The organism is Luteitalea pratensis, assembly GCF_001618865.1.
In the GTDB taxonomy this organism is placed as follows: domain Bacteria; phylum Acidobacteriota; class Vicinamibacteria; order Vicinamibacterales; family Vicinamibacteraceae; genus Luteitalea; species Luteitalea pratensis.
This window is the reverse complement of sequence record NZ_CP015136.1, coordinates 5,283,213-5,307,098: the sequence shown is the minus strand read 5'-3', so window position 1 is coordinate 5,307,098 and position 23,886 is coordinate 5,283,213. Positions and strand designations below refer to the sequence as shown.

At 67.5% G+C, this 23,886-nt stretch carries 25 protein-coding genes; 23 read left to right on the top strand and 2 right to left on the bottom strand.

Annotated elements, in window-relative coordinates; translation table 11 throughout:
• Position 1: 1 nt before the first annotated feature.
• The 7 genes from LuPra_RS22285 (at position 2) to LuPra_RS22255 (ending at position 5,376) form a co-directional block, all read left to right on the top strand.
• Complete coding sequence (locus tag LuPra_RS22285) at positions 2-1,174, top strand: DnaJ C-terminal domain-containing protein (RefSeq protein ID WP_110172793.1); 1,173 nt, start codon at positions 2-4, stop codon at positions 1,172-1,174.
• Between the two features lie 3 nt (positions 1,175-1,177).
• Positions 1,178-1,597 (top strand): heat shock protein transcriptional repressor HspR, encoded by a 420-nt coding sequence (locus tag LuPra_RS22280; protein ID WP_110172792.1) that lies wholly within the window; start codon positions 1,178-1,180, stop codon positions 1,595-1,597.
• Positions 1,598-1,663: 66 nt separating this feature from the next.
• Positions 1,664-2,536, top strand: a complete 873-nt coding sequence (locus LuPra_RS22275) for an ATP-binding protein (protein WP_157899539.1) — start codon at positions 1,664-1,666, stop codon at positions 2,534-2,536.
• Complete coding sequence (hemW, locus tag LuPra_RS22270; RefSeq protein WP_110172790.1) at positions 2,503-3,669, top strand: radical SAM family heme chaperone HemW; 1,167 nt, start codon at positions 2,503-2,505, stop codon at positions 3,667-3,669. The genes LuPra_RS22275 and hemW overlap by 34 nt, the downstream gene beginning before the upstream one ends.
• 79 nt (positions 3,670-3,748) lie before the next feature.
• Positions 3,749-4,321 carry a hypothetical protein gene (locus LuPra_RS22265; RefSeq protein ID WP_110172789.1) on the top strand — a complete coding sequence of 191 codons (573 nt, stop codon included), beginning with the start codon at positions 3,749-3,751 and terminating at the stop codon, positions 4,319-4,321.
• 66 nt (positions 4,322-4,387) lie between these two features.
• Positions 4,388-4,924 carry a hypothetical protein gene (locus LuPra_RS22260; protein ID WP_157899538.1) on the top strand — a complete coding sequence of 179 codons (537 nt, stop codon included), beginning with the start codon at positions 4,388-4,390 and terminating at the stop codon, positions 4,922-4,924.
• On the top strand, positions 4,921-5,376 hold the full coding sequence (locus LuPra_RS22255; protein WP_110172787.1) for a hypothetical protein: 456 nt from the start codon (positions 4,921-4,923) through the stop codon (positions 5,374-5,376). Before LuPra_RS22260 ends, LuPra_RS22255 begins: the two co-directional genes overlap by 4 nt.
• Positions 5,377-5,485: 109 nt before the next feature.
• Here LuPra_RS22255 and LuPra_RS22250 read toward each other — a convergent pair whose 3' ends face one another.
• On the bottom strand, positions 5,486-5,968 hold the full coding sequence (locus LuPra_RS22250) for a hypothetical protein (RefSeq protein WP_110172786.1): 483 nt from the start codon (positions 5,966-5,968) through the stop codon (positions 5,486-5,488).
• A 141-nt stretch (positions 5,969-6,109) separates the two neighbouring features.
• Here LuPra_RS22250 and LuPra_RS22245 point away from each other — a divergent pair, with 141 nt between their 5' ends.
• The 12 genes from LuPra_RS22245 (at position 6,110) to lysS (ending at position 15,557) form a co-directional block, all read left to right on the top strand.
• The gene (locus tag LuPra_RS22245; protein ID WP_110172785.1) at positions 6,110-7,249 is read left to right on the top strand and encodes an acyl-CoA dehydrogenase family protein; all 1,140 of its coding nucleotides are present in this window, start codon (positions 6,110-6,112) and stop codon (positions 7,247-7,249) included.
• Positions 7,246-8,196: a methylmalonyl Co-A mutase-associated GTPase MeaB gene (gene meaB, locus LuPra_RS22240; protein ID WP_110172784.1), complete on the top strand. Its 951-nt coding sequence runs from the start codon at positions 7,246-7,248 to the stop codon at positions 8,194-8,196. The genes LuPra_RS22245 and meaB overlap by 4 nt, the downstream gene beginning before the upstream one ends.
• A 262-nt stretch (positions 8,197-8,458) precedes the next feature.
• Complete coding sequence (gene mtnP, locus LuPra_RS22235; protein WP_110172783.1) at positions 8,459-9,322, top strand: S-methyl-5'-thioadenosine phosphorylase; 864 nt, start codon at positions 8,459-8,461, stop codon at positions 9,320-9,322.
• Between the two features lie 176 nt (positions 9,323-9,498).
• Positions 9,499-10,440 (top strand): carbohydrate kinase family protein, encoded by a 942-nt coding sequence (locus tag LuPra_RS22230; RefSeq protein WP_110172782.1) that lies wholly within the window; start codon positions 9,499-9,501, stop codon positions 10,438-10,440.
• A gap of 1 nt (position 10,441) precedes the next feature.
• The gene (locus LuPra_RS22225) at positions 10,442-10,954 is read left to right on the top strand and encodes a DUF2085 domain-containing protein (protein ID WP_110172781.1); all 513 of its coding nucleotides are present in this window, start codon (positions 10,442-10,444) and stop codon (positions 10,952-10,954) included.
• 195 nt (positions 10,955-11,149) lie between these two features.
• The gene (locus LuPra_RS22220; protein ID WP_162271469.1) at positions 11,150-11,548 is read left to right on the top strand and encodes a DUF6677 family protein; all 399 of its coding nucleotides are present in this window, start codon (positions 11,150-11,152) and stop codon (positions 11,546-11,548) included.
• Positions 11,548-11,721: a hypothetical protein gene (locus tag LuPra_RS32205; protein ID WP_157899537.1), complete on the top strand. Its 174-nt coding sequence runs from the start codon at positions 11,548-11,550 to the stop codon at positions 11,719-11,721. Before LuPra_RS22220 ends, LuPra_RS32205 begins: the two co-directional genes overlap by 1 nt.
• The gene (locus LuPra_RS22215) at positions 11,718-12,113 is read left to right on the top strand and encodes a VanZ family protein (protein ID WP_234800505.1); all 396 of its coding nucleotides are present in this window, start codon (positions 11,718-11,720) and stop codon (positions 12,111-12,113) included. Before LuPra_RS32205 ends, LuPra_RS22215 begins: the two co-directional genes overlap by 4 nt.
• Before the next feature lie 128 nt (positions 12,114-12,241).
• Positions 12,242-13,024 (top strand): enoyl-CoA hydratase/isomerase family protein, encoded by a 783-nt coding sequence (locus LuPra_RS22210; protein ID WP_110172779.1) that lies wholly within the window; start codon positions 12,242-12,244, stop codon positions 13,022-13,024.
• Positions 13,025-13,037: 13 nt separating this feature from the next.
• Positions 13,038-13,541, top strand: coding sequence for a 6,7-dimethyl-8-ribityllumazine synthase (gene ribH / locus LuPra_RS22205; protein ID WP_110172778.1), 504 nt, complete (start codon positions 13,038-13,040; stop codon positions 13,539-13,541).
• A complete protein-coding gene (gene nusB / locus LuPra_RS22200; RefSeq protein ID WP_110172777.1) occupies positions 13,538-14,017 on the top strand; it encodes a transcription antitermination factor NusB in 480 nt (159 codons plus the stop codon). Before ribH ends, nusB begins: the two co-directional genes overlap by 4 nt.
• A gap of 46 nt (positions 14,018-14,063) precedes the next feature.
• The gene (lysS, locus tag LuPra_RS22195) at positions 14,064-15,557 is read left to right on the top strand and encodes a lysine--tRNA ligase (RefSeq protein WP_110172776.1); all 1,494 of its coding nucleotides are present in this window, start codon (positions 14,064-14,066) and stop codon (positions 15,555-15,557) included.
• An 86-nt stretch (positions 15,558-15,643) separates the two neighbouring features.
• Here lysS and LuPra_RS22190 read toward each other — a convergent pair whose 3' ends face one another.
• The gene (locus LuPra_RS22190; protein ID WP_110172775.1) at positions 15,644-16,018 is read right to left on the bottom strand and encodes a four helix bundle protein; all 375 of its coding nucleotides are present in this window, start codon (positions 16,016-16,018) and stop codon (positions 15,644-15,646) included.
• A 70-nt stretch (positions 16,019-16,088) separates the two neighbouring features.
• On the opposite strand from LuPra_RS22190, the gene LuPra_RS22185 reads away from it, so the two are divergent.
• From LuPra_RS22185 to bamA, 4 genes are all read left to right on the top strand, one after another.
• Positions 16,089-17,315, top strand: a complete 1,227-nt coding sequence (locus LuPra_RS22185; protein WP_110172774.1) for a lipoprotein-releasing ABC transporter permease subunit — start codon at positions 16,089-16,091, stop codon at positions 17,313-17,315.
• A gap of 115 nt (positions 17,316-17,430) precedes the next feature.
• Positions 17,431-18,105 (top strand): ABC transporter ATP-binding protein, encoded by a 675-nt coding sequence (locus LuPra_RS22180; RefSeq protein WP_110172773.1) that lies wholly within the window; start codon positions 17,431-17,433, stop codon positions 18,103-18,105.
• A 192-nt stretch (positions 18,106-18,297) separates the two neighbouring features.
• Positions 18,298-20,739 (top strand): ATP-dependent Clp protease ATP-binding subunit, encoded by a 2,442-nt coding sequence (locus LuPra_RS22175; protein WP_110172772.1) that lies wholly within the window; start codon positions 18,298-18,300, stop codon positions 20,737-20,739.
• Between the two features lie 502 nt (positions 20,740-21,241).
• Complete coding sequence (bamA, locus tag LuPra_RS22170) at positions 21,242-23,827, top strand: outer membrane protein assembly factor BamA (protein WP_157899536.1); 2,586 nt, start codon at positions 21,242-21,244, stop codon at positions 23,825-23,827.
• Positions 23,828-23,886: the final 59 nt, after the last annotated feature.

The following is a 23,886-nucleotide window of genomic DNA, read 5'->3' as shown; positions in this document are numbered from 1 at the left end:
GATGTCTCCGTACGAGCTGCTGGGACTCGATCGGGATGCGTCGGAGGCGCAGGTGCGGCGGGCCTACCGCCGCCTTGCGCGCCGCTGGCATCCCGATCTGAATCCCGGCAACGCGGAGGCCGCGCGGCGCTACGGCGCCATCACCGAGGCGTTCGACACACTGGTGGACCCCGTCCGACGGCGGGCCTATGACGCCACGGGTGTCGTCGTGCCACCGGCGCCGGCGACACCGCCGGCGTTTGCCGGCTTCGATTTCTCGCTCATGGTGCAGGGCGCCGAGGCCTCGACGTTCGGCGACCTCTTCGTCGACGTCTTCCGCCAGGCGGCCGGCGGCGCGTCAGGCGCCGCCCGCAGTGCCGACCTCCACACCGACATCACGCTCACGCTCGCCGACGTCCTGCACGGCGCGACGCGCCGGGTGGACGTGCAGCGACGGGTCGCGTGCCGGTTGTGCGGAGGCCTTGGGGTCCTCGACGCGCCGCCGGCGCCCTGCCGCACGTGCGGTGGCGCCGGGCAGCAGCGGCTGGGGCGCGGGCACATGGTGTTCGTGCGGCCATGCGACGCCTGCCGCGGCGCTGGCGTGATTGTCCAGCGGCCATGTCATGGCTGCCACGGGCAGGGACAGCACGACACCACGGAAACCGTGGGGATCACCGTGCCACCAGGGCTGGCCGACGGCGATCAGCTCGTGCAGCCTGGTGAGGGTCATGCGGGCGCCCGCGGCGGCCCTGCGGGCGACTTGCATGTCCGCATCCGCATCGCTCCGGACGCGAGGGTCACGCGCCAGGGCAACGACCTGCACATGGTCCTGCCCGTTGCCGTGCACGAGGCCGTGCTCGGGGCGCGGGTGGTCGTGCCGACCGCTGATGGCCCCGTGTCGGTGCGCGTGCCGCCAGGCATCCAGTCGGGTCAGCGCCTGCGCCTGCGCGAGCGCGGCGTGCCGTCGCCACGCACGGGCTCACGCGGGGATCTCGTGCTCGACGTGCAACTCGTGCTGCCGCCGGTGATCGACGCCCGCGGCCGCGAGCTGATGCAGGAGTTCGCGCGCCTGCATCCCGAGGACGTGCGTGCCCACTGGCGCGTTGGCGGCGACGATGGGCACGGCCTGGACACGCATGCGTCCACGGACCACTCCAGCCACCGCCACCGCGTGGTGGTGAAGACGGAAGGCTGACCGATGTCGACGCGTCGTCCCGGCAAGGCGCTGTACATGATCAGCGCCGTCGCCCAGCGCTACAACATCCATCCGCAGACGCTGCGGCTCTACGAACGTGAGGGCCTGCTGCGTCCGTCGCGCACGGATGGCAACACGCGCCTCTACTCCGACGAGGACCTCGAGCGTCTCGAAACGATCCTGACCTTGACGCGCGAACTGGGTGTGAACCTCGCCGGCGTCGAGATCATCCTCAACCTGCGCGAGCGGATGGCCCAGATGCAGCACGAGGTGAACGAGTTCATGGCGTACGTCAAGCAGGAAATGGTGCGCGGGCTCGGCGACTGGGAGCAGCGGCTCTCCACCGCGATGGTCAAGAGTGCGCCCGAATCGCTCGGACGCACCAACGCCCAGGCGCCCATACAAGCCGATCACGAGGACTGATCGCACCTTCGCTCGCCGTTCGGCTGTCGTCGTCCGCCCTTCGCGCTATCATGCCGTTTCCTGAACGTGGTCTGCGCACTCTGCAACGGAACGGGTTGGAAGACGGTCGAGCACGACGGTGAACGTCGTGTCACCCGTTGTGATTGCTGGCGACAGGCCTCGGCGACGCGGCGTCGCGCCGACTCCCGCATCCCCCGCCGTTATCAGCACTGCGATTTCTCGGGCTTCCTGACCTACGGCAACGAGTCGCTCGAACGTGCGCTGGCCTCGGCGCGCTCGCTCGTGCAGCGCTATCCCGTATCCGATCGGGGCCTGTTCCTGCTCGGCCCGCCGGGCGTCGGCAAGACGCACCTCGCGGTGGCGATCCTGCGGGCACTGCTGCAGGAGAAGGGCGCGCGCGGCATCTTCTACGACACGCGCGACCTCTTGCGCGTGATTCGCAGCACCTACGATCCGCTGGTGCGCGAGACCGAGCGCGACGTGCTGCGCCCGGTGATGACGGCCGATGTGCTGGTGCTCGACGACCTCGGTGCCGAAAAGGCATCCGAGTGGGTGGACGAGACGTTGAACCTGATTGTCAACACGCGGTACAGCGAGAAGCGGCTGACGCTGTTCACGTCCAACTACGTCGACGACCCCGAGGGCGTCACACCCGACTCGCTGCTGTTCCGGATCGGGTTCCGGATGCGGTCGCGGCTGCACGAGATGTGCGAGTTCCTCGACCTCGATGGCGGCGACTACCGTGAGTTGCCCGCCAACGGCGGCGAGCAGGATCTGATCGCGCTCTGGCGCAAGCGCAAGAAGCAGGGTGGTGCGCCGTCACTGCCGGCCAAGGCAAGCGCGCCGATGCGCGCCAGGCTGCGCGAAGGTGAACGACCCGCCGGAGCGGCTGCGCCGGAGTTGAAGTGGCCGGGTGGCCGCGCCGGCACGCGCCGCTGACGATCGTGCCCGAGCCGCTCGGCCTCTACGTCCACGTCCCCTTCTGCAGCGCGATCTGCCATTACTGCAACTTCAACCGGGGCCTCATGGACCCGGCGCTGAAGGTGGCGTACGTCGACGCGCTCGTCACCCACATCAGCCGTGCCGCCGAGGACGTGCCGATCGACACGATCTACTTCGGTGGTGGCACGCCGTCGTTGCTCGAGCCCGACGAGATCGCGCGCGTCCTGGCCGCCTGTGCCGCCTCCTTCTCGATCGGCCCGGGCACCGAGGTCACGATGGAGGCCAACCCCGAGACGGTCGACGAGGTCAGGCTTGCGGGCTTCCGGGCCGCCGGTGTGAACCGCCTCTCGTTCGGCGTGCAATCCTTCCTCGATGACGAACTCCGTCGGCTCGGCCGGCTGCACGACGCGGCACGGGCCCGCGAGGCGCTTGCCGAGGCGCGCCGCAGCGGATTCGACAATGTCAGCCTCGACCTGATGATGTGGCTCCCCGGCCAGTCGGTCGCGCAGTGGCTGCAGTCGGTGGATGCCTTGATCGAGGTCGCGCCGGATCACGCCTCGCTCTACCTGCTCGAGCTCTATCCGAACGCGCCGCTGCAGGAATTGATGGCCCGCCAGCAGTGGTCCCAGACCCCGGAAGACGATGCGGCCGACATGTATGAGGCGGCGATGGAGCGACTCGAGGCGGTCGGGTTGTGTCAGTACGAGATCTCCAACGTTGCTCGTCCCGGTCGCGAGAGCCGCCACAACCTGAAGTACTGGCGTGATTCCGGTTGGCTCGCATTTGGCTGCGGGGCCCATGGATCTCGTGACGGCCGGCGTTGGAAGCACGTGGCCGATACCCGGATGTACATCGAACGGGTGGCGGCCGGGGCGGAGCCGACAGGTGAGGCACGAATGCTCGACCCCGAGGCGCAATTGGGTGAGGCGCTGTTCATGGGCCTCCGTTTGACGGAGGGCATCGCGACCGATCTGTATCGCGTACGATTCGGCCAGGATGTCTGGACTCGCTACGGGGAGGCCCTTGCGCCTGCGGTCGAGGCAGGCCTGCTCGTGCGCGAGATGGGCCGAATTCGGCTGACCCGTCGTGGCATGCTCCTCGCAAATGAAGTCATGCAGGTGTTTGTTTGAGGGTTTGCCCTCGGCGTCACTTACGGTACAGTAGGCGCCGGATTCACCACCCCCTGTTTTCGGAGTTGGAGGAAGTGCTATGCGTTCGATGATGGAGGCGCGGGCCGTACGACGTGCGGGTGCGCAGGCGGCAGTGGCTGCCGCCGTGATGGTATTCAGCAGTTTGGTCGGGAGCGCGTCGGCACACACGGTCCTGCAGGCCCCCGCCACGCAGCCTGCTCCGGCTCAACCGGCGCAGCCGGCCGAACAGCCGGCGGCGCCCGCTGCCCCGGCCAAGCCGCAGCTGACCTTCGACAATGCCGACGCCGTCGTGTGGTTCTACGCGGTCAAGGGTGACAGCGGCGCCAAGTTCGAGGAGTTCTTCGGTCGCGTCAAGGAAGCGATGTCGAAGAGCACGAACCCCGAGCGTAAGGCGCAGGCGGCAGGGATGCGCCTGATGAAGTCGACGTCGCCGGCCGCCGATGGCACGATCAACTACGTCCTGCTGGTCAGCCCGATTGCCAAGGGTCAGGAGTACAGCCCGGGCATGCTGCTCTTCGAGGTGTTCCCGACCGAGGCCAAGACGCTCGTCGACCAGCTCCAGAGCTACATCAACGACAAGGGGCTGAACGCCGCCGTTCCGCTCGCCAACGTGATGACGCTCGGCCAGTAGCCGGTCCCAGTCTCGTCCCACATCGACCCCGGCGGCGCTCACGCTCCGACCGGGGTCTTCGTGCTCATGCGCAACCTCCTGCTTACACTCTCCCTGGTGGCCGTGCTGGCGCCGGGTGCAGCCGCACAGGCGCCCGCGCCGTCGCCGCCTCAACCGGCCGCACCGCCGGCACAGCCGCCGGCCGCCGTCGCTCCCCCTACGGTGCCCGCCGTTCCCGCGGCGTTGCCGATGGCCGGTCCGACGGGGATGGTCTACCACGCCATCAAGGCGGACAAGACGGCCGAGTTCGAGGCGGTCATGACCCGCCTGCGCGACCTCCTCGCGGTCAGCGGCAACGAGGTGCGTCGCCGTCAGGGCGCAGGGTGGCGGGTATTGCGCCAGGCCACACCTCTCGGCGACGGCAGCGTGCTGTACGTCTCCGTCCTCGATCCCGTGGTGGCCAATGCCGAGTACGACGTGCCCAGGCTGTTGGCCGAGGCCGCCCCGGCCGAGGCGGCCCTGTTGTACCAGCAGTTCCGCGACGCGCACGTCCAGCCCACCGTGCAGGCGTCGAACCTGACCATCGTGATCGCGCCGGTCGCCGCACCGGCCCCGCAGCCGTGATCACGAGCCTGCTGCTGAGCATGGCGTTGGCCTCGCCGGCGCAGGCGCCTGCCGCGCCTCCCCTCGCGCCCCCACCGGTCGCCGACTCGTCGTCGACGATCGGGCCCGGGGATCTCTGGCTGGTGATCTACAGCGTGTTGCCCGGTCGCACAGCCCAATTCGAAGCCGTTGCGCGACAGGTCCGCGAGGCACTGGCCCGAAGCACGCAGGAGGTGCGAAAGGCGCAGGCCCGCGACCTGCGCATTCATCGATCGGCCCTGCCCAGCGCTGACGGCAAGGTGATGTACTTCCTGCAAATCCCGGCGCTGACGGGCGATGCCGACCGTTCGGGTTTCGACGTCCTGATCGACGCCGTCCTGCCCGAGCAGGCGTCGGCGCTGAAGAAGGAACTGCAGACGGCGCTCGATCCCACGAACCCGTCGGGAAACACGTTTCTCATCAGCCTCAAATAGGCCTATGGCCTACGGCCTGCGCGTCTACCTCGCGTCTCAAGTCTCAGGTCTCAAGTCCCAAGCAAGCCTGAGACCTGAGACCTGGGACCTGAGTCCTGAGGCGACAGGATCAGAAGCCGAGCGTCAGCCCTGCATAGAGTCGCTGCGCATCTGGCTCGAGGGCGTCCCTGAGCCGGAAGTAGCGGTAGTCGAGTCGCAGCTTGAGCGGCCCGACAAGCGAGACCTTGGCGCCGCCGCCGAGGGCCAGGTGGACGTCGGTCTGCTCGATGATCCCCAGCCGTTCCCGGTAGAGGCCGGCACCCGCGATGGCGTAGAACTGCACGCCACTGATGGGCACCGGGTTCTGGACGTAGACGCTTCCCGTGCCCGCAGCGATCGAGGGGGCCGCGTCCTCCCGCTCCTCGGTGACGCGGGCAATCTCGACTTCCCAGCCGACGAGGAGCACGCCGAAACCAAGGCTGATGCCAGTGGTGGGCCGGATGACCGGCGAGCCCTGCAACCCGGTAAAGATCGTGAGGTCCGCGCGCGCCGGGACGGACGCACCCATGAGGATGGCGAGGGCCAGCAGGGTGCGATGGCCGAGTGGCAGCATGCGGCATTATGGGCGCCAGTGACGAACGCTGAACGCTGAACGCCGAACGCTGAAGGTCAAAGGTCAAAGGTCAAAGGATGGAGGATGAAGGCCCAAGGGTTCAGCCAGCAGCCCGGAGGCAGTAGGCTGTAGCCTGTTCTCATGGATCTCCACCTGACCGACGATCAGCGCCTGCTGCGCGACAGCGTCCGTGAGTTCGCCGAACGCGAGATCCGCCCGCACGTCATGGCCTGGGACGAGGCGCAGCACTTCCCGATGTCGCTGCTGCCCAAGCTGGCCGACCTCGGGCTGATGGGCATCCAGTTCCCGGAAGCGCTGGGCGGGTCGGGCATGTCCGCCGTGGACTACTGCCTCTGCATCGAGGAACTCGCGCGCGTGGATCCGGCGATTGCGCTCAGTGTCGCGGCCCACAACGGCCTGGCCGCCGCCCACATTCACATGTTCGGGAGTGAGGCGCAGCAGCGGGAGTTCCTGGTGCCGCTCGCGACGGGGCAGGTCCTCGGCGCGTGGGGGCTCACCGAGCCGACGGCGGGCAGCGATGCCGCCGGGACCCGCACGGTCGCACGGCGCGACGAGGACGGCTGGGTGATCGACGGCGCCAAGACCTTCATCACGCACGGCAACATCGCCGGCGTCCTGGTGGCGATGGCGGTCACGGACCGGTCGCGAGGCAATCGCGGCATTTCGGCCTTCGTGCTGCCAGCCGGCACGCCGGGGATGCGGGCCGGGCGTAAGGAGAACAAGCTCGGGATGCGCGCCAGCGAGACGAGCGAAGTCATCTTCGAGCACTGCCGCGTGCCGGCCGGGGCGTTGCTGGGCGAGGCGGGGCAGGGCTTCATCAACACGCTGCAGGTGCTCGACGCCGGCCGCATCGGCATCGCCGCGTTGTCGGTGGGTCTCGCACAGGGCGCGTACGACGCGGCGCGCGCCTATGCGTTGCAACGCGAGCAGTTCGGACAGCCGATCGCCTCGTTCCAGGGGATTCGCTGGAAGCTGGCCGACCTGGCGACGAAGATCGCTGCCGCACGCCTGCTCACCTATCGCGCCGCGGCGCTGAAGGACGCCGGTGTCCGGACCACGCGCGAGTCGTCGATGGCGAAGCTGTACGCGAGTGAGGTGGCCGTGCGCGCGGCCGAGGAGTGCGTGCAGATCCACGGCGGCTACGGCTTCGTGAAGGACTATCCGGCCGAGAAGTACTTCCGCGACGTGAAGCTCCTGACCATCGGCGAGGGCACGAGCGAAGTGCAGCGGCTCGTGATCGCCCGGCAACTGCTGGCGTGACCGTCGACGACCTCGCCGATCGCGTGCGTGCCGGCGACCTGCACGCCCTCGCCCGCGCGATCTCCGTGGTCGAGAACGAGGGGCCGCGGGCCGCCGCACTCATCGCCGCGCTCCATCCCCACACCGGGCGCAGCACCATCATTGGCCTGACCGGGCCACCGGGCGCGGGCAAGAGCACCCTCGCCGATCGGCTGGCCGGAGAGTGGCGCGCGCGTGGTCGCCGGGTCGGCATCATCGCCGTCGATCCGACGAGTCCCTTCACGGGGGGCGCACTGCTCGGCGATCGCGTGCGTATGCAGCAGCACGCGGGTGACGAGGGCGTCTTCATTCGCAGCATGGCCACGCGCGGGCATCTCGGCGGCCTGGCGCGGGCGACCGGCGACGTGGCGCTCGTGCTCGATGCGGCCGGCTTCGACATCGTCCTCATCGAGACCGTCGGCGTCGGGCAGGACGAAGTCGAGGTCGTCCGCACCGCCGACATGGCGATCGTCGTCGTGGTCCCCGGCACCGGAGACGATGTGCAGGCGCTGAAGGCGGGGATCATGGAGATCGCCGACATCTACGTGGTGAACAAGGCCGACCGCGAGGGCGCCGATCGGGCTGCGGCGTCGATCGAGGCGCTGCTCGCGCTGCAGCCCATGGCGGGGGAGGGATGGCGCCCGCCGATCCTCCGCACGGAGGCGACCGGGGGCGTCGGGATCACGGCGCTGGTCGAGGCGATTGACCGCTTTTGTGCGCGCGGCCCCGAGCAGGTCGACGCGCGGCGCCGGCTCCGGGCCGGCGCGCGGGTGAAGGACCTGTTGTCGCGACGACTGCTTGTCCACGTCGAGCAGTCGGTCTTGGCGCCGGGCGAGTTCGAGACGCTGCTCGATCGCATCGAGCGCCGCGAAACCGATCCGCACGACGTCGCTGCCAGCCTGGCGGCCCGAGTGATCGAACGCGACTGATTCCCCGCGCCATTTGCTGTCGTCGGCACGCATCACCGGTCTCCGGCTGCTCGCGGTCGCTGGACAAGCGGCCCGCGCGCCACGCATCATGTCGTGTTGGCCCGGCGTGCCAACGACCTGCACCCGGGACGCGGTCCACTGAAACGCAACAGGGTGCCTCGAGGTTGGTGCCCTACCCGGGCCAGATCCGCGATCCGCGATTCGCGATTCCCGGTCCCCGGTACCCGTTCCCCGGTACCCGGTACCCGATTCAATTTCGTCTATGTCCATCCAGATCGGCATCATCGGCGGCAGCGGCCTGTACGACATGGCCGAACTCACCGACCGGCATGAACTGACCATCGACACGCCGTTCGGGCCGCCATCGGGGCCGTACGTCACCGGTACGCTCGGCGGGACGCGCGTGGCCTTCCTGGCGCGGCACGGCATTGGCCATCGCATCACGCCGTCAGAATTGAACTTCCGCGCCAATATCTACGGCTTCAAGACACTCGGCGTCGAGCGCCTGCTGTCGGCGAGCGCCGTCGGGTCGTTGCGCGAGGATCTGGCGCCGCTCGACCTGGTGATTCCCGATCAATTCATCGATCGCACGCGCGGTCGCGTCGGCACCTTCTTCGGCGACGGCATCGTCGGGCACATCGCCTTTGCCGATCCGGTGTGTGGCGACCTTGCCCAGGTCGCCTACGACGCCGCGGTCACGGCTGGCGCCACGGTGCACAAGGGCGGCACCTACGTGTGCATGGAGGGGCCGGCGTTCTCGACGCGCGCGGAGTCACACCTGTACCGAGCGTGGGGCGCGCACATCATCGGCATGACGAATCTCCAGGAGGCCAAGCTCGCGCGCGAGGCGGAAATCTGTTACGCCACCATCGCGCTAGTCACCGACTACGACTGCTGGCATCCCGATCACGACCATGTCACCGTGGAGATGGTGATCAACACGCTGCACCAGAACGCGCGCACCGCACAGCGCGTGATCGCCGGTGCCGTCTCGGTGCTCGCCACCGCGCCGCGGACCTGCGGTTGCGGCCAGGCGCTCGCGACGGCGATCATCACGCGGCCGGAAATCGTGCCCGAAGGGACCCGTCGCGCCCTGGCGCCAATCATGGGGAAATACCTGGGGTGAACGCCGAACGCCGAACGCCGAACGCCGAACGCTGACGTCGAACGCTGAGCGCTGCCTCTCGAACGTCGACTGCCGATTTTCGCGTCCCGCATCCGACTCGACCCCGACTCCCGACTCCCGATTCCCGATTCAAGTTTCCTGTTTTCCTGTTTTCCTGAGCTCCTGAGTTCCTGACCATGGCCCGTCACATCATCACCGGTTCGATCGCCTACGACTACCTCATGACCTTCCCGGGGACGTTCACGGAGCTGCTGCTCCCAGAGCACCTCCAGAGACTGAGCCTCAGCTTCCTCGTCGACGAGATGGAGAAGCGCCGCGGCGGGTGCGCGCCCAACATCGCCTACACGCTGGCGCTGCTCGGCGAACGGCCGGTGCTGATGGGCACCGCGGGGCAGGACTTCTCCGACTACCGCGCATGGCTCGAGGCCGCCAACGTGGACACCTCGCTGGTGCACGAGGTCTCGAACAAGTTCACCGCCTCGTTCTTCTGCAGTACCGACACGCAGAACAACCAGATCGCGTCGTTCTATGCCGGCGCAATGGCCGAGGCCCACGCGCTCTCGTTCCGAACCGCGGGTCCGGCCGACCTCGTGATCATCTCGCCCAACGATCCGAACGCGATGGTGCAGTACGCCGAGGAGTGCCGGGCGCTCGGCCTGCGCTACATCTTCGATCCGGGCCAGCAGTGTGCGCGGATGGAGGGTCCCGAACTCGCCGATGGACTGGTCGGCGCCAACATCGTGATCTGCAATGACTACGAGTACGAGCTGATTCGTGAGAAGACGGGGCTGGACGTCGATGCGCTGCTCGACAAGTCCGAGGCGGTGATCATCACGAAGGGCGAGAAGGGCTCGTCGATCCATCTCGAAGGACAGCGTATCGACGTGCCGGCCGCTCCCGAGCGCCTCGTCGCCGATCCGACAGGGGTGGGCGATGCCTACCGTGGCGGCCTTATGAAGGGGCTGGCCCTGGGCGCCGACTGGGAGACCAGCGGTCGTCTCGGCAGCATCGCGGCGACATACGCACTCGAGCACGTTGGCGGTCAGAGTCACGCGTACAGCCACGCCGAATTCCGTGAGCGCTACGTCGAGACGTTCGGGGGCACGTGCCCGTTCTGAGGTGACCGGCGCGCGGCGGTCGCAGGTGCTGAGTGCAGGGCTGACGGCAGCGGCGCTCGGCTGGGCGCTGCTGATCGTCGTGGCCCCGGCGTGGGCCGGACACGGAGCGGGCGTCGACCGTGACCCGCGCGCGACCGTGGCTGCGTTGGTGCGGGTTGCCGGTGCGCGCGTGTGCCATCAGCGGCCGGATCGCTCCTTTCATCTCTCCGGACGGTCCATGCCGGTGTGCGGACGCTGCGCCGGGCTCTACCTGTCGGGAGCCTTTGGCCTGCTGGCGGTGGCCATCGGAGGTCGCCCGCGCCAGGCAGTCCAGGGCGGCAAGATGCCTTCGTGGTATCCGGATCGCCTCGATCCTCGCGCGGTGAGTCTGGCGATCGCCGCCATTCCGACGGCGGCCACCTGGCTGTCCGAGGTCGCCGGCCTCTGGAACCCCGGTACGCCGCTGCGGGCGCTTGCGGCGCTTCCACTCGGCATGACCGCGGGTTGGCTCATGGGCCGCGCACTCGAACGCTGACGCGATACCGCGACGTTTCGATGGTCTCCGAACGCCGGGCTAGCCGCCTCCGCCAAGGCTTCGGCGCCCCAGGGACAGCCCGGCGCTACCTTCGTCGATCCCCGATCCGCGATCCGCGTCCGCGGCGTTCAGCGTTCGACGTTCAGCGTTCGTCCCGGGCGCCCGTCGAGATCCTCTTGCTACACTGACTACCCGATGCCTGCTCGACCCGCTTCCGTGCCCTTGCCCGCGGTCCCGCCCCTCGCGCTCTGTGCGATTGGCTGGCTCGTGCCCGGCGCGGCGCACCTGTGGCTGGGCCGACGCGACAAGGGGCTCATCTTCCTCGTGGTGCTGGTGGCACTGTTTGCCGCCGGCCTCTGGCTCGATGGCCGCATCTTCCCGATCGAGCCGCGCGAGCCACTCGTGGCGCTCGCGGCGCTGGCCAACATCGGCATGGGCCTGCCCTACTTCGTGGCCTGGGCGCTCGGGCTCGGCGCCGGCAACGTCGTCGCGGTCAGCTACGAATACGCCAATACCTACCTGATCGTCGCGGGCCTGCTGAACGCGCTGGTCGTGCTCGACGCCTACGACATCGCGGTCGGACGCAAGCCCTGATGACCAGCCATTTCCTGCTGCTCGTGTTCTTTGCCGTCTGCGTGGCGACGGTCATGGCCGTCCTGCAGAAGGACGATCGTGCGGGACAGGTCCGCCTCGCCCTGTACATCGCGGGAGGCTTCATTGGCGTCGCGCTGCTGCTGGGCTGGGTGATGTTTCCGCTGCCGCTGTGACGCCGACCCAGCGCACCGTGCTCGGCTGGGGGCCGGCGATCCTGTGGTTTGCCTTGATCTTCGTCCTCTCGTCACAGCCGTCGCTGCCGAGCCCGAGCCACATCAGCGACAAGCAAGCGCACGCGTTGACGTACGGGGTGCTCGCGGTGCTTTGCCTGATGGGGCTCACCGGCTGGAACTGGCGCCGCGTCGCCGGCGCGGGTCTGCTCGGCGCCTTCGTCATCGCGGTGCTCTATGGGGTCTCCGACGAATTTCACCAATCGTTCGTGCCCGGCCGGACACCGGACGCGGCCGACGTCCTGGCCGACGGCGTGGGCGCCGCGCTCGCCCTGACCGTCGCGTGGGGGTGGGCTATACTCGTCGGCAGGCGTTGCTCGATCCCGCGCTCCTGACACGCCGGCTGCCGCCGTTGCCCACCCTGCGTCCAGAGGCGTCACGAACCGGCTCTCCAGTCCGGTTGTCGAATTCCCGACTTCCGACCCGAATCCGATTCGCGATTCCCGATTCCCGACTCCCGATCATGAGCGACCAGTACCTGGACCTGTCGGGCACGGATGCGGTGCGCGTGTTGACGATCACGCGTCCCGAGAAACTGAATGCGCTGAACCGGGCGACCATGGCCGCCTTGCATGCGCGTCTCGACGCCCTTGCCGGCGATCCCGCGCTGCGCGTGCTGATCATCACCGGCGCGGGCCCGAAGGCCTTCATCGCCGGGGCCGATATCTCGGAGTTCGAGGGCCTGACATCGGACGCGGCGACGCGGTATGCCCGTGAAGGCCAGGCCGTGCTCGATCGTCTCGAGTCACTGCCGGTGCCGACGATCGCGGCCATCAACGGCTATGCGCTCGGCGGCGGCTGCGAACTCGCGCTGGCCTGCACGTTCCGGCTGATGGCCGACACGGCGCGCCTCGGGCTGCCCGAGACGTCGCTCGGGCTCATCCCGGGGTTCGGCGGCACCCAGCGCCTCGCCCGGGCCATTGGCCGCCAGCAGGCGCTCGAACTGATTCTTACCGGCCGGCAGGTCGCCGCCGACGAGGCCGTCCGCCTCGGGATCGCCCTACGTGCCGTTCCGGCGGCGCAACTGCTCGACCAAGCCCAGGCACTGGCCGCACAACTGGCGAGTCGAGCGCCGCTCGCCCTCCGCTATGCGCGCGAGGCGATCGCCGAGGGCCTGGATCGGCCACTGGTCGACGGCCTCGCAGTGGAGGCCCGCCTTTTCGGTCTGGCCGCGGCCACCGGCGACATGGCCGAGGGCGTGCGCGCCTTCCTCGAGAAGCGGCAGGCTTCCTTTACCGGTCGATAGGAGTCATCGCGCCGTGTCCCGTCCCGCCTCCGTCTCGCCGGTCCCGCAGGCTCCGGGCCTCCGTGTTGCGCTCGTCGTGTCCACCTATCACGACGACATCACGGAGCGTCTTGCCACCGGTGCCCTCGAGGCGCTTGCCGCGGCGGGGGTCTCGTCGTCGGACATCGAGCGGCTCGACGTGCCCGGCGCGTACGAAATCCCCTTTGGCGCACGCACCGCCGCCACGTCGGGGCGCATCGATGCCGTAGTCTGCCTCGGGTGTCTCATCAAGGGCGAGACGCCGCATTTCGATTACATCGCCTCGGCCGTATCGCACGGCATCATGCAGGCGTCCCTCTCGCAGGGCACGCCGATGGCATTCGGCGTGCTGACCGTCAACAGCCTGGAGGAGGCGGAGGCGCGCGTACCGGCCGGGCCCGGCAACAAGGGCCACGAGGCCGCGGTGGCAGTGGTGACGATGGCGAAATTGGCCAGGGAGTGGCAGCCCCGCGGCCCCGGACAGGGGAGCGAGGGGTGACGCGCGACCCGCAACAGCTCCGGCACGCCCGCGAGAGCGCGCTGCAGATGCTCTACGGCTGGGAGCTGAGCGGCGACGCGCTGCCGGAGGCCATCGCCGGCGTTCGCGACCTGCAATTGCGTCCGCCGGTCGCCGAGCGCGACACCCTGGCCGTCTCGCTCGCGCAGGGCACGGCGCGGATGCTGGATCGCATCGACCCGTTGATTGGCGAGGCCGCCACCAACTGGCGCCTCGAGCGTCTCGCGATCATCGACCGTCTCGTCCTCAGGCTGGCGGTGTACGAGTTGCTCGAGCGGTCGGACGTCCCGCCTGCGGTGGTGATCAACGAGGCCATCGAACTCGCGCGGACGTTCAGCGGACCCGATGCGGTCCGGTTCGTCAACGGCGTCCTCGATGCCATCCGGAAGCGGCTCGAAAAGGAACGGGCACCGGGTTCCGGGAACCGGGAACCAGGCACACCGCCTGTCTCGCGCTGATCACATCCGCGTAGCCTGTAGCCTGTAGCCCGTAGCCTGAAGCCCCATGTCCGATTCCGAACTCGTCTCGCAGCGCCGCGCCAACTACGAGGAACTGCTCGCCCTCGGCATCCGGCCGTATCCCAACGCCTACGACGTCACCCACCGCATCAGCGACGTCGTCGCCACGTACGGTGAGCATGCGGGTGACGCCCTCGAGGCCGAACACGTGCCGGTGCGGGCGGCGGGGCGAATCCTCGGACTGCGCACGTTCGGCAAGGCGAACTTCCTCGTGCTGTCGGACGGCGCCGCGACGCTGCAGGTCTACATCCGGCAGGACTCGGTCAGTACCGAGGCGTTCGCGATGTTCAAGCTGCTCGATTTCGGCGACCAGGTGGGCGTCGAGGGCCGCCTGTTCCGGACGCGGACCAACGAGCTGACCATCTGGGCCGCCGGGCTGACGTTCCTCGCCAAGAGCTTCCTGCCGCTGCCAGAGAAGTGGCATGGCCTGCAGGATGTCGAGACGCGCTATCGCCAGCGGTACCTCGACCTGATCGTCAATCCCGATGCGCGCCGCGTCTTCGACGTTCGGGCGCGCACCCTGGCGACGATTCGCGGCTTCCTCGACGCGCGCGGCTTCCTCGAGGTCGAGACGCCGATGATGCAGCCGATCGCCGGCGGTGCCCTGGCGCGGCCGTTCGTCACGCATCACAACGCGCTCGACATGAAGCTCTACATGCGCATCGCTCCGGAGCTGTACCTCAAGCGGCTCGTCGTGGGCGGCATGGATCGCGTGTACGAGATCAACCGCAACTTCCGCAATGAAGGGATCTCGACGCAGCACAATCCGGAATTCACGATGCTGGAGTTCTACCAGGCGTACGTGGACTACCAGTACCTGATGCGGCTCACCGAGGAGATGCTCACCGAGGTGGCGCTGAGGACGCTCGGCTCGACGGACCTGACCTTCGGCGAACACGCCATCTCGTTTGCCGCGCCGTTTCGCCGGCTGTCGCTACGGCACGCGGCGGCCGAGCGCGCCTCGGAGACGTTGCAGCGCTCGGTCGAGGCCGACATGTTGCGCGACGCCGCCACCGCGCGCAGCGTCGCCGTCGCCCTCGGCCTCGAGGTGCCAGACGGCCAGGGCGCGGGCAGGACGGCGACGGAGATCTTCGAGGCACTCTGCGAAGGCGATCTGATTCAGCCCACGTTCATCTACGACTTCCCGACGGAGGTCTCGCCGCTGTCCAAGCAGAAGGCCGACGATCCCGATACCGTCGAGCGCTTCGAGCTCTATGCCGGCGGCTTCGAGGTGGCCAACGCCTTCAGCGAGCTGAACGACCCGGCCGAGCAGCGGCGACGCTTCGAGGGCCAACTCGCCGAACGCGCCAGGGGCGACGCCGAAGCGCACCAGATGGACGAGGACTACATCCGCGCGCTCGAGTACGGCCTGCCCCCGACCGGCGGGGAAGGCGTCGGCATCGACCGCCTCGTGATGCTGCTCACCAACAGCGCGAGCATCAGGGACGTGATCCTGTTTCCGCTGATGCGAAGCCGTTAGCAGCTTCGCATCAGCGGAAACAGGGGCTACCGCCTACCGCCTGCAGGCTGCAGGCTGCAGGCTCAGCCGACGGCTCCCGACATTGGCTACGGCCGGTGGGTGTCGGGCATCGCGCCGATGGTGGTGTGCAGTTTATGCAATGCACGACAGAGGACCTCGTAGTCGCTAATGAGACCTCCGGCGGAACTGCTCATGAGCCCAAGGCGCTGGGCGACCGTCAACAAATACCTCGTCTCAGCCGCGGACCCGAGCGCGATGCCGACGTAATGACGGTAGTCGCGCGTGCTGAGTCGTTGGCCCCCTTCCACAAGATTCGTGGGCACCGACAGGGCTGATCGCCGCAATTGGCGGCCGAGCTCATGGCGATCCGACGATGGAAGTTCCGTGGTCGCACGGTAGATGTCGATGGCGAGGCGATCGGCGTCCTGGAATACCCGCAGCTGGCTGGTGTCTCGTGGCATGGGGCAAACCGAGCACAGGCCGTGCCAGTCATGTAGGCTGTAGGCCGCAGGCCGTAGCCTGCTGCCCCTGATGCCCTTCGAACTGTTCCTCGCCCTTCGCTACCTTGTTGCCCGCCGCAAGCAGGCGTTCCTGTCGCTGATCTCGGTCATCTCGACGGCGGGGGTCGCGGTCGGCGTGATGGCGCTGATCATCGCGCTTGCGTTGATGACCGGGTTGCAGGGCGAATTGCGGGACCGCATCGTTGGCGCGTCACCGCACATTTACGTGTGGCATGTGGGCGAAGGGCTGACCGATGTCCAGGGCGACATGCGACGGCTGAAGCAGGTGCCGCGCGTGACCGGCGCCTCGCCGATCGTGCTCGGGAAGGCGCTCGTCACGGCGGGGGAGCAGCAGGCCTTCATCACCGTCAAGGGGATCGACCCGGCCACCGAGGGGGAGGTCACCGATGTGCGCGAGCGTATGCGGAAGGGTTCGCTGTCGGCGCTCGCCTCGCGGCCCGAGAACAGCCTGGCCGGCATCGCGATCGGGCAGGCGCTCGCCGATCAGCTCCGGGTGAAGGTTGGTGACACGGTGACGGTGATGACGCCCGAGGGGCCGCTCTCGCCCTTCGGTCCGACCATGGGCAGCCGGCGGCTCCAGATCATCGGCATCTACTCGCTCGGCCTCTACGAATTCGACGCCGCCTACGGCTTCCTGGACCTGCCGACGGCGCAGCGGCTTCTCGCGCGCGATCGCCCGGACTTCATCGAGGTGCGTGTCGACGACATGTACGCCGCGCCCGGCATCGCGAAGACCATCGTGGAGCGTCTTGGCGGCACCTACGTGACTCAGGACTGGGCGCAGATGAACCAGTCGCTGTTCTCGGCCCTCTGGCTGGAGAAGGTCGCCATCTCGATCACCATCGGCCTGATCGTCATGGTGGCCGCGCTCAACATCGTCGCGTCACTGGTGCTGCTGGTGATGGAGAAGAGTCGCGACATCGCCATCCTCAAGACGATGGGCGCGGCGGCCGGGAGCATCACGGCCATCTTCATGCTGCAGGGGCTGATCATCGGCGCGATCGGCACGACCGTCGGCGCCGCCGCCGGCCTTGCGGTGACCTCGGTCCTCGATCGTTACCAGCTGATCAAGGTGCCGATGGACGTCTACCAGGTCGCCTATGTTCCCTTCAAGGTCCAGGTCGACGACTTCGTGCTGGTCATCCTGGCCGCGCTCGTGATCTGCTTCCTCGCCACCATCTACCCCTCGCGCCAGGCATCGCGGCTCGACCCGGCGCAGGCGTTGCGATATCAGTAGCCTACAGCCTGCAGCCTGCAGCCTACGTAGGCTTCAGGCTGTAGCCCATAGGCCGATAGGCTGTAGGCCTGAAGCCAGCAGGCCTGTAGCCCGTAGGCTGTAGGCTGTAGGCCGCATGTCCTTTCTGTCTGTCACCGACCTTCGAAAGTCCTACCCCACGCCCAACGGGCCGGTTGAGGTCTTGCGCGACATCGAGTTGCACGTCGAGGAAGGCGAGATGGTCGCCATCGTTGGCGCGTCGGGGGTGGGCAAGAGCACGTTGCTGCACGTGCTGGGCGGGCTGGATGGACTCGACGGTGGGGTCGTGATGGTGGATGGCGTCGGTCTGCACGGGCTGAGCGACGCGGGCCGCGTGGCGTTCAGAAACCAACGCGTTGGATTCGTGTTCCAGTTTCACCACTTGCTGCCGGAGTTCTCGGCGCTCGAGAACGTCGAGATGCCGCTGCGGATCGGCCGCGTCTCGCTCGCGGAGGGACGGCCGCGGGCGCAGGCCCTGCTCGAACGCGTGGGGCTCGCGCATCGCATCACGCACCGCCCCGGCACGCTCTCGGGCGGTGAGCAGCAACGGGTCGCCATCGCCCGCGCGCTGGTCATGCGGCCGGCGCTGCTGCTCGCCGACGAGCCGACCGGCAACCTCGACGAACACACGGCCGCGTCCTTGCATTCCCTCTTGCGGGAGATGCACGCGGAACATCGGCTCACCTCGGTCATCGCGACCCACAACAGCCGTCTGGCCGAAGCCTGTGACCGCGTGCTGCGCCTCGAAGAGGGCCAGTTGCTGCCCGCCTGAGCGGCGCCCATCCGGCCGAGGCTGCGTGACGTCCTACAGATAGGGGCCGTCACGCGGTGTCGGGGATTGGGTTCTGAAGCGACGGCGAGCCGACACGGGCGATCGCGCGGGCGACCCGCCGAGTCGCATCCCGTATAATGCCGACATAAGGCACCCCCACGCTTAGCGGCGTGAGTTCTTGCAAGGGACCACATGTTCGAGCGGTATACAGAACGAGCGCGGCGCGTCCTCTTCTTCGCCCGGTATGAGGCCAGTCAACTCGGGAGCGTCTCGATCGAGACCGAGCACCTCCTGCTGGGATTGATTCGCGAAGGAAAGGGACTGACCAGTCGCATCTTCGCGCGGTCCCACCTCTCTCTCGAAGCCATCCGCAAGGAGGTCGAGGGCCGGACGGTGTTCCGCGAGAAGGTCTCCACGTCGGTGGAGATCCCCTTCAGCGCCGAGACCAAGCGCGTGCTGCAGTTTGCCGCCGAAGAGGCGGACCAACTCTCGCACAACTACATCGGCACCGAACACCTGTTGCTCGGTATCCTCCGGGAGGAGCAGTCGGTCGCGGCGACCATCCTCATGGAAAAGGGGATGCGCCTGGCCACCGTCCGCGAGGACATCGTCGCCCTGCTCAACGAGAAGACGACGATGACGCGCGTCAAGGAGACGCCGCTGCTGGCCGAGTTCAGCCGCGACCTGAGCGAGTCCGCGCTCAAGGGCTCCCTTGACCCGCTCGTCGGGCGCGAGACGGAGATCGAGCGCGTCCAGCAGGTGCTGTGCCGGCGCACCAAGAACAACGCGGTGCTCATCGGGGAGCCCGGTGTCGGCAAGACCGCCATCGTCGAGGGGCTGGCGCAGAAGATTGCCGTCGGTGACGTGCCGCACTTCCTCGCCGACAAGCGGATTCTCGCGCTCGACATCTCGCTGATCGTCGCCGGCACGAAGTACCGCGGCCAGTTCGAAGAACGGCTGAAGGCGATCATGAAGGAGTTGGTCGAGAACCCGAACATCATCGTGTTCATCGACGAACTGCATACGCTCGTGGGAGCGGGATCGGCCGAGGGGTCACTCGACGCGGCCAACATCCTCAAGCCGGCGCTGTCGCGCGGCGAAATCCGCTGCATCGGCGCGACGACGCCGGCCGAGTACCGCAAGTACATCGAGAAGGACCGGTCGCTCGAGCGGCGCTTCCAGGCCGTCAAGGTGGACCCGCCCAGCGAGGGCGAGGCGATCCAGATCCTGCTCGGCATCAAGGAGCGGTACGAGACGTTCCACCACGTGGACTATTCGCGCGAGGCGCTCGAGGCGGCCGTCTACCAGTCGAGCCGCTACATCACCGATCGCTTCCTGCCCGACAAGGCCATCGACCTGCTCGACGAGGCCGGGGCGCGCGCCAAGCTGCGCGAGGCGGGCTTCAGCGAGGAGTTCGGCCAGATCAACCGCAACATCCGCGTCGCGGTCGAGCAGATGGAGAGCGCGGTTTCGCAGAAGGACTTCGAACGCGCGCAGTTCTTCCGCGAGCAGGAAGTGATGGCGCGGGAGAATCTCCAGTTCGTGCGCGAAAAATTCGACGTCGCGTCGAGCCATCGTCGCGTGCTGGTTGGCCGGCCGGAGATCGACGAGGTTGTCTCCAAGTGGACAGGTGTGCCACTCACCTCCATCAACGAGGACGAGGGTGACAAGCTGCTCCGGATGGAAGAAGAGCTGCACGCGCGCGTAATCAGCCAGGACAAGGCGATCTCCGCGGTGTCGCGCGCCATCCGCCGTTCGCGCGCGGGCCTGAAGGCGCCGACCCGTCCGGTCGGCAGCTTCCTGTTCCTCGGCCCCACCGGCGTCGGCAAGACCGAGCTCGCGCGGGCACTCGCGAACCTGCTCTTCGGCAGCGACCACGCGCTCATCCGCTTCGACATGTCCGAGTACATGGAGAAGCACTCCGTGAGCAAGTTGATCGGCTCGCCGCCAGGGTACGTCGGGCACGAAGAGGGCGGGCAGCTCACCGAGAAGGTGAAGCGGAATCCCTATTCGGTGGTCCTGCTCGACGAGATCGAGAAGGCCCATCCCGACCTCTTCAACATCCTCTTGCAGGTGTTCGAGGACGGCCATCTCACCGACGGCCTGGGCAATCGCGTCAATTTCAAGAACGCGATCATCATCATGACGTCGAACATCGGCGCCCGCTTCATCCAGAAGAAGGCGTCGCTCGGGTTCCAGCCCGGGGAGCACAGCGAAACCAAGTCGGTCAACGAACAGGTGCTGGGCGAGGTCAAGCGGACCTTCAACCCGGAGTTCATCAACCGTCTCGACGAAATCATCGTCTTCGAGGCGCTGTCGGACGACGACCTGCGCAGCATCACGCGGTTGCTCGTCGGACAGATGAACCGCAACCTGGTCGATCGGCAGCTGAAGCTGACGCTCGGCGACGACGTGGTCGACTGGATCATCAATGTGACCTGCAACGACCGCTCGTACGGCGCGCGTCCGCTGCGCCGGGCGCTGCAGAAGTACATCGAGGATCCGCTCAGCGAGGAGCTCATCCGCGGGCGCCTGAAGGCGGGCGGCACCTTCGAGGTGTACATGGTGGATGGCCATCCGCATTACCGGCCCGCCGGCACGGAAGCTCCTGGCATGCAGCTCGTCACCGTGTAGAGGACCGAGGACGGAGGAGGGAGGACGGAGGACGGAGGAACGACGACGGTCCTCGGTCCTCTTGCCTCCGTCCTACCTCTTGCCTCCGTCCTACCTCTTTCCTCCCTCCTCCGTCCTCCGTCCTTCGTCGTTTAACCCGGCCTTCCGGTGGCGCGAAGCGTCTCATGTCCGGTACACTGACGGCTTGGCCTGCCCTGGGAAGGACTGCCCATGGACGGCCGGCTCGTCTCGGACAGGCTCCGGGCCGCCGATGCGACGCCCCACGGACTCTCGAACACGCATGAAATTCGCTGCCCCTGCTGGGGTCCTGTGCCTGGCCCTGTGGGCAACCCCGGTCGCTCTCGCGGGCGGCCAGCCGCCGACGTCGCCGCAGGCACCCCCATCCGCGCCGCGGCCGCCGCTGCCAACGACGCCCGCCAAGCCCCCGTCAGCCCCGCCGACGGGTGACGCGACGCAATCGCGTCCGACACCGCCCCCCCCGCCCCCATCGACCGACACCACGGTGACGACCGGCGGGGAAGTCCAGTTGCCGGCCAAGAGTGTGTTGGATGCCGAGGGCGCCTGTGCCGTCATCCCGCCCACGACGGCGACCGCCCAGCCACCGCAGGGCAGCGGCCCGGTCCTTCGCGCGGTGGAACTCTGCTTCCCGACCCAGGGCAACGTCTCCTCGATCGAGTTCGAGACGTACCTGTACTACATCAAGAACCGCGGCAGCCGCCCGTCGCAGAACGTCTGGGTGCCGTTCACACCCGAGGTCGAGAAGGATCTCGTCGAGGACTTCAAGCGACTCTGGGCCACGAGCTTCCTCGACGACCTCGCGGTCGAGGTGCTCGACACGCCCTACCCGAACGGGGTTGTCGGCAAGTACGTCCGCTTCCGGCTCGAGGAGCGGCAGCGCGTCAAGATCGTCGAGTACGTCGGCAGCGAGAAGATCGAGGCGACCAAGGTCGACGAGAAGCTGCGCGAGATCAACAACGTGATCCGCCTCGACTCGTTCATCGACCCGGCGCAGATCCGCCGTGTCGAGGGCGTCGTCCGCGAGATGCTGTCCGAGAAGGGGTACCTGGACGGCGAGGTCTCGCACACCGTCACGCCGATTGCCGGTGGGCCCAAACTGGTCAACCTCACGTTTACGATCAAGGACGGTCCCCGGGTCCTCATCAAGGACATCGAGTTTGTCGGCAATCAGGCGATCGGTGATGGGGCGCTGAAGCGCCGGATGAAGGAGAACAAGGAGCGGACGATCATCAACCGCTTCCGCAGCAAGGGCGTCTACCAGCAGGCCAAGTTCGAAGACGACGCCGAGAACGTCCGCGGGCTCTATCGCGAGGAGGGCTACATCGCCGCCCGCGTCGGGCAGCCCGAAATCAAGACGCTCGACGCTTCCGCCGACGGAAAGAACCGGTCGGTGCAGCTGCGCATTCCGGTGACCGAGGGCCGCCGGTACAAGGTGGGCAAGTTCGCCTTCGAAGGCAACACGGTGGTGAAGGGCGAGGCCTTGCAGCCGATCTTCAAGCTCGAGACGGGCGATTACTACTCCGAGAAGAAAATCCGCAAGGGTCTCGAGAAGGCTCGCGAGTTGTATGGCACGGGCGGCTATTTCGAATTCACCGGCTTTCCCGACCTGAAGCCGCTCGACATGGTCGACCCCAGCCATCCCGACCAGTTCCTGCCCGAGGGCTCCGAACCGAGCGGCCCGCCCGTGGTCGACGTGACCATGCGCATGCAGGAAGGCGAGCAGTATTTCATCAACCGCATCACGTTCAAGGGCAACACGACGACGCGCGACAACGTCATCCGTCGCGAGCTGAACCTGCTCGAGGGTGGCGTGTTCAACACCGAGTCGCTCAAGAACAGCGTCCGCCGCCTGAACCAGCTCGGCTACTTCAAGCAACTCGAGGAAGGCCAGGAAGGCATCGACGTCAAGAAGACGCCAGGCGAGAAGAACAAGGTCGACGTCACGCTCGCGCTGCAGGAGCAGAACCGCAATCAGCTCACCTTCGGAGCCGGTGTCTCCCAGTACGAGGGCTTCTTCGGACAGCTGGCGTTCTCGACATCGAACTTCATGGGGCGGGGCGAGACGCTGTCGCTCTCGGTCGCTGCCGGCTCACGGACCCAGTTCTACCAGGTCGCGTTCACCGAGCCGTACCTGTTCGATCGCCCGATCACCGCGGGCGTGGACGTCTCACGCCGTGCCATCCAGTACATCGGCGCCTTCACGCAGAACACGACCGGCGTCAACACGGTCTGGGGCTTCCCGCTCACGCGCAACTTCACGCGTGGGTTCCTGCAGTACAGCTTCGAGCAGGTCATGATCTCCGACCTGAACCCGGCCTACACCGACCCCGACGTGATCGGACGCAACCCGTTCCTGCAGGACGCGCTGCTGCTGCAGTGCACCCCGACGCCGCCGACCGAGGAGGACCCCGACGGCGGGCAGATCTGCACCCCGGCCGGGGCCCGCACCATCAGCAAGGTCGTGCCCAGCCTCGTTCACAACACCGTGGACAATCCGATCTTCCCGAACACGGGTCGTCGCGTGACGGCGTCGATCGACCTGGCCGGGCTCGGCGGCAACACGAGCTTCTACAAGCCTCGTTTCGAGTTCGTCCAGTTTTTGCGGCACACGCGCCGGACGTCGTTCGGCTTCCGGGCCGAGGCCGAGTACATCAAGGCCTGGGGCGACTCGCTGCCGCTGCCCCTGTTCGAGCGCCTGGTGCTGGGTGGCGAGTACAGCGTGCGCGGCTTCGATGTCCGCTCCATCGGTCCGCGCGACCCGCAGACCGGCGCCGTGTACGGTGGCAACAAGAGCCTGCTGTTCAACTTCGAATACCTGATCAGCATCGCCGGGCCGGTGCGCCTGGTGCTCTTCTACGATGCCGGTCAGGTCCGTATTGACCGCCAGAATTTCACGTGGGACGAGTTCAAGACGTCCACCGGCGCAGAAGTCCGGTTCTTCATGCCGGTGCTGAACGTGCCGTTCCGCCTGATCTTCGCTGCCAACCCTCAGCGCGAGGGTGTCCTCCGCAACGATTACACCCCCACGAAGGGCTTCCAGTTCCGGTTTGCCGTGGGCTCGACGTTCTGAGCTGAACCACGGGTGTGTTTCAATGATGCGGGTCCGGCCCAGGAAGGGCCGGCCCATGC